The 9,973-nt window shown below is 60.1% G+C and carries 9 protein-coding genes and 1 pseudogene; all 10 read left to right on the top strand.

The genetic code is table 11. From position 1 onward, the window contains the following. Window positions 1–518 (top strand): annotated as a pseudogene (locus ACTJJX_RS34430) (IS3-like element IS222 family transposase); the annotation flags it as partial. 29 nt (window positions 519–547) lie between these two features. Further along, on the top strand, window positions 548–901 hold the full coding sequence (locus ACTJJX_RS34425) for a helix-turn-helix domain-containing protein (RefSeq protein WP_003120979.1): 354 nt from the start codon (window positions 548–550) through the stop codon (window positions 899–901). Between the two features lie 76 nt (window positions 902–977). Then, entirely contained in the window at window positions 978–1,175 is a 198-nt protein-coding gene (crpP, locus tag ACTJJX_RS34420) for an ICE-associated protein CrpP (protein ID WP_003109353.1), read from the top strand. A gap of 115 nt (window positions 1,176–1,290) precedes the next feature. Next, complete coding sequence (gene topA, locus ACTJJX_RS34415; RefSeq protein ID WP_003120981.1) at window positions 1,291–3,210, top strand: type I DNA topoisomerase; 1,920 nt, start codon at window positions 1,291–1,293, stop codon at window positions 3,208–3,210. A gap of 8 nt (window positions 3,211–3,218) precedes the next feature. Further along, window positions 3,219–3,971, top strand: a complete 753-nt coding sequence (locus ACTJJX_RS34410; RefSeq protein WP_003120982.1) for a hypothetical protein — start codon at window positions 3,219–3,221, stop codon at window positions 3,969–3,971. Between the two features lie 111 nt (window positions 3,972–4,082). Beyond that, window positions 4,083–5,972, top strand: a complete 1,890-nt coding sequence (locus tag ACTJJX_RS34405; RefSeq protein WP_003448700.1) for a hypothetical protein — start codon at window positions 4,083–4,085, stop codon at window positions 5,970–5,972. After that, window positions 5,969–7,945, top strand: coding sequence for a DEAD/DEAH box helicase (locus ACTJJX_RS34400; protein ID WP_010792226.1), 1,977 nt, complete (start codon window positions 5,969–5,971; stop codon window positions 7,943–7,945). The genes ACTJJX_RS34405 and ACTJJX_RS34400 overlap by 4 nt, the downstream gene beginning before the upstream one ends. Window positions 7,946–7,954: 9 nt before the next feature. Next, entirely contained in the window at window positions 7,955–8,089 is a 135-nt protein-coding gene (locus tag ACTJJX_RS34395) for a hypothetical protein (protein ID WP_033179080.1), read from the top strand. Beyond that, window positions 8,086–8,379, top strand: coding sequence for a hypothetical protein (locus ACTJJX_RS34390; protein ID WP_049881459.1), 294 nt, complete (start codon window positions 8,086–8,088; stop codon window positions 8,377–8,379). Before ACTJJX_RS34395 ends, ACTJJX_RS34390 begins: the two co-directional genes overlap by 4 nt. Before the next feature lie 81 nt (window positions 8,380–8,460). Then, a complete protein-coding gene (locus ACTJJX_RS34385; protein WP_004423958.1) occupies window positions 8,461–9,732 on the top strand; it encodes an IS4-like element ISPa1635 family transposase in 1,272 nt (423 codons plus the stop codon). Window positions 9,733–9,973 lie beyond the last annotated feature (241 nt).

Below are 9,973 nucleotides of genomic sequence, written 5' to 3'. Positions count from 1 at the left end.
AATTCGCGACCGAGCATCCCAATCAGGTGTGGTGTGGCGACATCACCTACGTCTGGGCGCAAGGCCGTTGGCACTACCTGGCCGCGGTGCTGGATCTGCATACCCGGCGGGTGATCGGCTGGGCGTTCTCGGCCAAGCCGGATGCCGAACTGGTGATCAAGGCCCTGGACATGGCCTACGAACAGCGCGGCAAGCCACAGCAGGTGCTGTTCCATTCAGATCAGGGCAGCCAGTACGCCAGCCGCCTGTTTCGGCAACGGCTCTGGCGCTATCGGATGCAGCAGAGCATGAGTCGCCGAGGGAATTGCTGGGATAACTCGGCGATGGAGCGCCTGTTCCGCAGTCTGAAGTCGGAGTGGGTCCCGTCAACGGGTTACCTGACGGCGCAGGAGGCCCAACGGGACATCAGTCATTACTTGATGCACCGCTACAACTGGATCAGGCCGCATCAATTCAACGACGGGTTACCACCTGCGGTGGCCGAAGAAAAACTCAACCCACTGTCCGGGATGGGTTGACCACTACACGAGCAACTGGATCAACCACAATGATCGGAAATCGACTGAGGGAAGAAAGGCTTCGACTGGAAATGAGCCAAGACGCCTTTTCACAGCACTGTGGGGTGACGAAGAACACTCAGGTTTCGTATGAGAAGGGACGGCGCAGTCCCGATACCACCTATCTGCTTAAAGCCATCGAGATCGGAGTCGACGTTCTATACGTAGTCACTGGCCGACATGTTCCAGCGGCGGTGAAAGCGCTCACTCAAGAGCAGCTGGATATCCTCAATTACATGTCCGGAATGTCCGAGCAAAACCGCGCCGATCTCGTTCGCGTGGGAAGGGCAATGTATGACGCCAACCAGTTTCGAAGGATGGCGCCTGCAAACTCCCTGTCTTAATTTTGGCCGCCCGTTCGTGAAGTCTCTGGTGGCAAGGGCTTCCGATTCGGAAATCTCGACCAGTACGAGGTGCAGTGTGTCAAAGAAAGCGACCGATACCGACAAGCTGGACAGACGACACTTCAACGATCCCCACCGGACTGTACGGGCTATTGGTGCTGAGGCCGCGCGGAAAGGGCTACGGGTGTTCGACTGCCCCTACAGTCATCCTGCGATGCGGGCGTCCTGGTTGAAAGGGTTTGCCCAGGAGCAGCAACAGCAGCTCGACTTCTGATCGATCCCGCTCTACAGCACCTCCCGAAAACTGCAACAGCGTACCGTCCATTTCGCATTGTTGGCCCGCTCTCTGACCGCGACAGTTCGACCGACTGTTCCGAGAGACTCCGCCGATGCACCTTGTAATCATTGAAGCCCCGGGCAAGCTGAAAAAGCTGCGGTCCCTTCTCCCCTCCATTCGTCCCGACGTGACCTGGCAGGTCGAGGCGACAGCCGGCCACATCAGAGACCTCCCCGTTCACGGCCAGGATCCGCAGATGCTCACCGTCGGCGTGGGCCAGGATTTCAAACCGCACTACCAGATCCTCTCGGGCAAGGAAAAAGCCGTCGCACGGCTGAAGGATCTGCAGCAGAAAGCTCTGGAGATCTACGTCGCATCCGACCCGGATCGGGAAGGCGAAAGCATCGGCTGGCACATACTCCAGGCTGCCGGGATCAAGAACTACAAGCGCGTTGCCTTCAAAGAGATCACCAAGTCATGCATCAGCGCCGAACTCAGCTCGCCGCGTCGCCTGGACCTCCCGAAGGTCGCCTCGCAGGAATGCCGTCGCGTCATCGATCGCCTGGTGGGGTATCTGGTCACGCCAGAGTTGCGGCGCGTGATGGGCAGGCCAACCACCGCCGGGCGCGTGCAGTCCGTCGCTGTGTACCTGGTGGTCCTGCGAGAGCGGGAGATTCGCGCCTTCACACCAATCAAGCATTTCGGGGTGGAACTGGCCTTCGTTTCGCCCAGCGACGGCCGCACCTGGAAGGCGGAGTGGGATCCAGTGCCCACGTTTGCCAGCAAGGAATTTCCGTATATCCAGGATCGTCAACTCGCAGAACTGGTGGGGGCTATACGCAATGTGATCGTCGAGACCTGCATTGATGGCGAAGAAACCGATATGCCTCCGGCGCCGTTCATCTCCTCTTCGCTCCAGATGGCAGCCGGAAATGCACTGAAGTGGTCACCCGACAAGACGATGAAAGTCGCCCAGCGGCTGTATGAACAGGGGCTCATCACTTACCACCGAACGGACAACCCCAATATTTCGAAGGACTCGATGCCGGATATCCGTGCTGTCGCCAAAGCCTTGGGGCTGAAGTGTGTAGAGCAACAGCGAATGTTCAAAGCGGACCAAGACGCTCAGGAAGGCCACCCCGCCATCACCCCTACCGACTGGATGGCCGCTACCGCCGGTGAAACTGCTGATGAGCAGGCGCTGTACCAGCTCATTCGAGTTCGCGCGCTTGCCAGCCAGATCGAAGCTGCCGTGTACGCAGTGAGAACCATCACCCTCCTGGGCGTCGGCCCCGACAAAAAGCCACTGCGCTTCGGCGCCAAAGGGAAGCTGTTGAACGTGCCTGGATGGAGAAAACTGCTGCAGGGCGATGATGCCGAGGAGCAAAAGAACGAAACGCCTTCAAGCCCCATCCCGGCGCTGGAGCCAGGCCAGATACTCAAGGTCTACAGCGGCGAGGTCCTGGAGAAGAAAACCACCCCTCCCAAACGCTTCACCGATGCCAGCCTGGTGGGCGAGATGAAGCGCCGCGGGATTGGTCGGCCATCCTCCTACGCCTCGATCGTGAAGAACATCATCGACAAGGGCCAGGTGCAGATGAAGGGCCGAAGCCTGATCCCCGGCGAGCTGGGCGAGGCCACCATAGCGCTCCTGGAGCACAACTTCAGCTTCCTCAGCCTCGACTTCACCCGCAACCTCGAGGTCGCCCTGGACCGGATCGCCAACAGCGAGGACACCTACATGAACGTGGTCCAGCAGTTCTACCAGCTCCTGCAGTCAGAGCTGCAGACGCTGCGCGCGCTCCCCAGCGCACAGGGCGACCCGCGAGCAAGCTCTACCGCCAGCGCTCCCTCGGCGCCGGCCAGTGACTTCCTCTGCGGCAAGTGCGGTCTGCCCCTGGTCCACCGAAAGAAAGCCGGCAAGGGCGGCTTCGACTTCTGGGGTTGCAGCGGCTATCGCAGCACCGGCTGCAAAGTCAGCTACCCCACCAAGGACGGCCAACCTGACTTCGACAACCCGCGCGGGCTATAGGTAAATACATGAACATGCAGACCAGCACCGACAGGAACCTCAATTTCGACTTCGTGCGCAGGCAAGTCGAGCAACCGCCAGCATGGGCATCAGAGGTCCTGCTGTCGTGGGAGGAAGCCTACCCCCAGGAAAAGCACGCCTTCCTTCAAAGCCACTACTGGACCGAGACGGGATCGATCAATGTGTTCCGCGTCGTGGGTACCGACCGCAAAGACTACCGGGGAAGGTCCTGGCTCGACTTCCTCACTGGCGGCAAGCGAATGCAGCGAAACCTGCAGGCCTTGCTGGACAACCCGAGCTACTACCTGCAGCCAACGGAGCGTAGGCCCGCGATCCACTACAACACGCTCGATGGCTTGAGCTTCTACGTCGGCTCCGACGGCAACCACCGCACCTGTATTGCTCGATTCTTCCTGGCCGAGCAGCAGAAGAGCCAGCTCCACGACGTGACGCTCAACCACTACCAGGTCAACGACGCCTTCTACCGCCTGTACGGGCAACTCCGGCAACAGGTCCTGCTACAAGGGCTGCCTGTACAAGTTCATCCGGAGCGCGTGCAGTTGGGCCGGGAAGATACTGCTGGCTGGAAGATGGATACCTACCAGACCACTTTGAACTGGCTGAACCTCAAGACTCAGGAGGAAATATCTCTGAACGAAGCCCAGGCGCGGGAGCAACTCATCGACCTCATTCGGAGAAAACCATCTGAAGAGCAACCGCGAGGCTGGAAGGCAAGGCTGAAATGTCTCATCTCAGGCTGAGCTCGCGGTCAGACCTGCAAGAAAATTCAGGCCGCGTGGCCTGAACATTTCCCATCGATCCGAAGCACACCAACCGGCCACAGTGCTACTCGCTTACACAGGAGCAAGCGCGTGGTACCACTCGACAATGCCTCCCCTAGCGGGCCGCTACAGGATCCATCCCTGGCCCGCTACAGCGAGCGGCAGCTCGCCGTTGCCAACACCTGGGCAACCCATTTTTCCCTCGCAGGGACAGCTCGAACCAAGTTCATCCGTCACTACCTGCGCAGCACCTCTACGACCAGGTGCTGGTGCATCACCGTCGCTGCTGACAACGGTGTGCGCTACACCATCATGCGTGCAGGGCCACTGCTCCAGGTATTCGACGGTCAACTAATCGGTGCGTGGGAGTGCAAGCCTGCCCATCGTATCCCGGCAAGCACGCCGTCCCCAGCAGGGGCGTTGAAGCTGCTACAGCGCCTTCAAAAGTTCGACGACGCAGTTGCTGTACTCAGCTCATACACCAGACGAGCGCACGACCTAGCCACACAGATGGCCAGGGACGATCTCGGACTTCAACATCGCCTCGTGTATCCGAGCCACAGCAACAAGCGCTACTACGCACCAAGGCGCCAGTTCTACTTGAAGCAGATCGGAGCGGTCTTGCGAACCTTCAGACAGCTCCTGGACCAAGACCTGCTGTTCGCCATCTGCTCGGTTCGGTGCCTCTCGCCCCAGCTCTACAACTGGCTGGCTCAAGGCAATCAGGCGCGCCGGCTGCAGATGCTGAAGGCTCAGCCGGTCTTGACGCCGCTACTGGTGGATTGCGAGGAGGGAGTCTGGCCTCACACGACGACCAACGACAACGGCGAGAGCATCTGCCATTTCCTTCCTTGCCCTTTTTCCCTGCTTGACAGTGAACGACCGCAGGCCGCCGCCGTGCCATGCGACTTGTACCTCGATATGGGCCGTATTCTTGGGCAGGTCGCGGACGAAGGGATTTCGGTCATCAACTTTTTCGCCTGGCTATTTCAGGCGCCACGGTCCTCGATTCGATTTCTTAGTCACGTCAGTCCCGGCCGTGCGGGAGGAGCTCTCTTCCATCGCAAACGGGAAGGCCGATATTCGGGATGGCATGCTCTCCTACTGGCAGCATCGTTAGGTAACCGGCGGCCGATCACTCGCGCTCAATGGACAGCATTCTATGCCGCCTACAATGCGATCCCTTGGCAAATTCACAACGCCAAGCCCGACTACAACCGTCTCTTCAACGGCTGCCCGTCGGATTGGCAGGATCCGGCATGGCTTGCAATCACTGCACGGCTGAGCGACATCAAGGAATTCTATTCCGCCCTCGACCAAGGGAACTCACAGGTTGTTCGGCAGGCGCGCAGCGCCCTGAAAGCGTATCTGGGTCATTGTACCTACCGACAGGCTGGCAACCTGGTGGACGACTACCACCAGGTCCAGAGGGAACTGCGTGCTGCAGTGCAGAGCAGCCTGCCCGATCTGGTCGACACCGACGAGTACACCACCTGGGAGGGAATGCTGCATGTCGGCCTTGTCGATTGCCCTAATGGCCTGCAGATCGTCGAGCTCCGCTGTCCTGCCGACCTCTATGCCGAACATATCGCTCTGGCACATTGCATCGATAGCTACGACCAGGCCGCCTACCGAGGAGACTGCCGACTGCTCTCAGTACGTGAGGCTGGTCGTCCGCTGGCCTCTGCCGAATTGGAGCTCAGGCGTGAGCATGGCGAGCCTCTAGGTAGGCCCTGGAATCCCAAGCACCTTTCCACGGTGCAACTGCGCGAACTCGATAATGACCCCGTGCCGGCCGACTCTCCTGCCGGCCAGGCATACCGCTGGTTCATGGAACGGATTCGCTCTGGAGCCATAGCGACGAACCTGAACTGGCCCGACATGACCGTCTACATGACGCGCTTCGCCGATGGTCGCTGGAAGGCGGGCCTCGCCGAAGCCACGGCGAAGTGGCTGCTCACTCGGTTGGAAAACCGATGAGCCGTCCACGTCTGGTCAACCGTACCTCCGCGACTCCTTCGACGCTTCTGCAGCGGGCTATCTTCGACGGCTACGACTTCGGCTTGAAGATCCCCTACATCGCAGGCAGCAACCGCGCGCTGCTGGAACTGTCCGGCTTCTTCATCAGCGCCCGGGAGCATCCGTTGCACCGCTACTGGCGGGTCCCCAAGGGCAAGTTGCTGCCCGAACTGGACTCGCTGTACAACCGACTCGCCGAGCTCGCTGGAGGCCTCCACTCACAGTCTTGGCGGGACTTCAGCGGCATGGTCGAATCTGCACAGGCCTCGCTTGACCGACAGGCCTTCACCTGGGGTTTGCTGCTGCGCATCGCGCCGCTGGCCGAGGGCGGCGTCTTGCTGTCAGGCGAGTTCCATCCCGGTGTGGTGGCGGTGGCTCGGCGGATGCGCGGGGTGTTCCTGCGCCCATCGAGCTCCTGGCGCATCGACGCCACACCTGAGCTGCTCCGCAGCAACCTGATCCTGGAGCTTGGCCTCGCCGAGGAACAATTCGAGATCCTGGATACCGTCCAGGAGCTGCTCAGCGACGGTAGCTTCGCACCGGCGACCGAGCTGCCCAGCATGAGCATCGGCGGTCCACAGCAGGAACCGGCAGCGCCATCCCTGGAGGACGAGTCAGCTTGTGACATCTACCTCGCCGCGGTGCCAGAGATCGAGCGCACCGAGTACAGCTCGGCTGATATCGAGGCGGCGCTTCAGGGCTACTCGCTACTGGCCCACCAGCCTGCCGGCATCGCTCACCTGCTGCAGAGAACCAGCGCCCTGTTGGCCGACGACATGGGATTGGGCAAGACCCGCCAGGCGGTCATCGCCGCTTCGATCCGAGCGGCGGGCAGGCCAATTCTGGTCATCACCCTGGCCACCCTGTTGATCAATTGGCAGCGCGAAATCCAGCAGGTCTATCCCTCGGCCACCGTGGCTATCCAGCAGGACAACCCAGAGGCGCAGTGGATCCTGGTCAACTACGAGCAGTTGAGCCCCTTCGTCGCCAACGCTTCGCGCTTCGCCGTGATGGTCATCGACGAGGCGCAGCGGATGAAGGAACCGACGGCGCAATGCACGCGGCACGGTTTCGACATTGCCGCCCAAGTGCCGAACCGCTACCTGCTTACCGGCACGCCGGTGCTCAACCGTGAAACCGAGCTGCACACCCTGCTTCGCCTCTCAGGCCACCCCATCGGCCAACTGCCGCTGAAAGAGTTCTGCGACCGTTTCGCCGGCAACCCGGAGTTCCGCCAGAGTCTGCGGGCGGAGCTGGGTGACTGGATGCTGCGCAGGCGCAAAGATGTGCTGCCCAGCCTCAAGGGAAAGCAGCGGCAGTTGCTGAAGGTGGCCCTCTCCACCGAGGAACGCCAGCAATACGACGTGCTGCGCCTCGAGGACCGACCGGTCTTCGCGCGACTCGGCGCGCTGCGGCGTTACCTGGAAACGGTGAAGGTTCGCGTGGCGATGGACCTGTTGAGCGAGCTCGACGCCGAGGACAAGGTGATCCTGTTCTGCGAGTTCAAGCCGACCGTGGCTGCGCTGAAGGAACTCTGCGAGCAGGCCGGGCTCGGCTGCGTCACGCTGGTGGGCAATGATTCGCTCACCAAGCGGCAGAAGGCGATCGATCGCTTCCAGCAGGATCCCGACTGCCGGGTGTTCATCTGCACAACGGCGGCCGCCGGGACGGGCAACAACCTCACTGCGGCGAACTACGTGTTTTTCCTCGGCCTGCCCTGGACTCCCGGTCAGCAGGAACAAGCCGAAGACCGCGCGTACCGCAACGGCCAGCTCCGCATGGTCGTGGTGAAGATCCCACTGGTCGAGGGCACGATCGACGAGCAGCTGTGGCAACTGCTCAACGCGAAACGCCAGGTTGCCCAGGACCTCATCGAGCCCGAGCAGGTCGACGGAAACCGTGCGCTTTTGGCCGCAAGCCTTGCCGAACGCTGATTACTCGGGTTGAACCAGCCGCTGATCGACACAGCAAAAAAACTACTCGCACCAACCGAGCACTTCCTGCTGCAACACGGAGGAGCAGGAAGCAAGCTCGATCACAACGACACGACTGTTCAGCAGGAGATGCCCCAAAAATGAGATTCGAGCAGCCCTCACCGACTATCGACTACAGAAGAAATATGGTGCTGCAAGCGTTGCTGAAGATCGAGGCGCTCTACGAGCTCGCACATGCCGCCTCTCCAGAGCTGCTAGCAAACATTAAGGAAACGCTGGCCGACCCAGATAGACTTTGCGAAATGGCGACAGCAATCGCCTTATATTACCTTCACCGGGAACCTACAGTTCCAGCGCTATACATAGAACTCGTCGAGGATGAAGTTGCACGCCAATGTCATCAACTTTGGAAATTATCCATAAATATCATATAATTAGCGCTCAAATCAGTGCATGGGAGAAGCCCTTTTGACTACCTATACCGCATCGCTTGACACCGCCAGCCAAACCCTGGCTTGAAAATTGTACAAAAAATAACCAGCCCGCTCGATTGTCCCGCCTTCATCGCCGCCCACCGCCAGAATCCTCAAGACTTTACCCGCCGACGCCAGCTCACCTTCAAGAACCTCGTCCTGTTCCTGCTCAATCAGCCGCGCACGGCCCTGCAAACCGAACTCGATCAGTTCTATCGCGTACTCAATCAGGCGTCGACTGAGACGCAAATGGTCACTGCGCAGGCCTTCTGCAAAGCGCGCAAAAAGCTCAACCCCGAGGTATTTGAAAGTCTCAATCGCCTCCTGCAGCAACAAATTGACTGCTTCGGGCTGCGTCAGAAGTGGCGTGGGCTGAGGGTGCTCGCGGTGGATGGCTCGACCGTGCATTTACCCCTGGAGTCGACCATGGCGACCTTCTTTGGCAGTCACTCTGGCTTTCCCATGGCTCGCTTGTCCACACTCTACGAAGTCGCTGACGGTCAAACCTTGCATAGCCTGATCGTGCCCCTGACAGTCGGTGAGCGCGACTGTGCCCATCTGCACCTTGAGCACCTGCCGGCTGACAGCCTGACGCTGTTTGACCGTGGTTACCCTGGGCACTGGTTATTCGCGCTGTTCGCGCAGCAACAGCGGCACTTTCTGATGCGCCTGCCCTGTGGCTATAACGCCCAGGTCAAAGCGTTTCTACACTCTGGCCAAGTTGAAGACACACAGCTTTTCGTGGCCAACCATCCTGAAGCACGTCTGTTCTGCTCCGAGGCTGGCGTTGATCCTGCCAGCCAGATCGAGCTGAGACTGATCCGGGTCGAGTTGGCCAACGGCGAAAGCGAAGTATTGCTGACCTCGCTGCTGGATCGAGAAGCCTTTCCCGCTGAGGTGTTTGCCGAGCTTTACCACCGCCGCTGGGGCATCGAAACCGACTTCCGTCGCCTCAAACAAACCCTGACGCTGGACAACTTCAGCGGCCGCAGCGTGACCGCTGTAAAGCAGGACTTTCATGCCGCTCAACTGTTGAAGAACCTGGCGCTGTTGATGCAGCACCTGCTACAGCCGGTCATCGAACAGCGCCACAAAGGTCGCAAGCTGCGATGGAAAGTCAACTTCACCCAAGGCGTGTCACGGCTCAAAAATACCCTGGTCGAGCTGCTGGTGCGGCACTGTGCTCAGGGGCTGAGCAATGTGCTGGCCTTGATGGCTAAAAGCCTCAGTGCCGTACGCTCAGGCCGTAGCTTTGCGCGCCAACGCAAACGCGCAGCCAGCCGAGGTTGTGAGGGCTACAAACCGACGCGCTGAAGAAACACCACCGCCCAACCTCCGTGCAAAAAAAGCTGGCCACAAGCGGTCGGCATAGGCTCGTCCGGAGGACGAGAAATCTCGCCTAGACAGCCGGAACAGACGATGATCACATCACCGCCAGCCCAGCTAGACCGCCTGATTGAGCGGCAGAGGCCTGGTCATCGCCCGACGGCCATGGCGGCTGGCTGCTTCGGGGGGCTTGCCTTGGGCAGGGCTGCAGCTTAGGTTGATGACATTG

Source organism: Pseudomonas sp. 22490 (genome assembly GCF_052044465.1).
Classification (GTDB): Bacteria; Pseudomonadota; Gammaproteobacteria; order Pseudomonadales; family Pseudomonadaceae; genus Pseudomonas; species Pseudomonas aeruginosa.
This window is presented reverse-complemented; position numbering and strand designations above follow the sequence as displayed.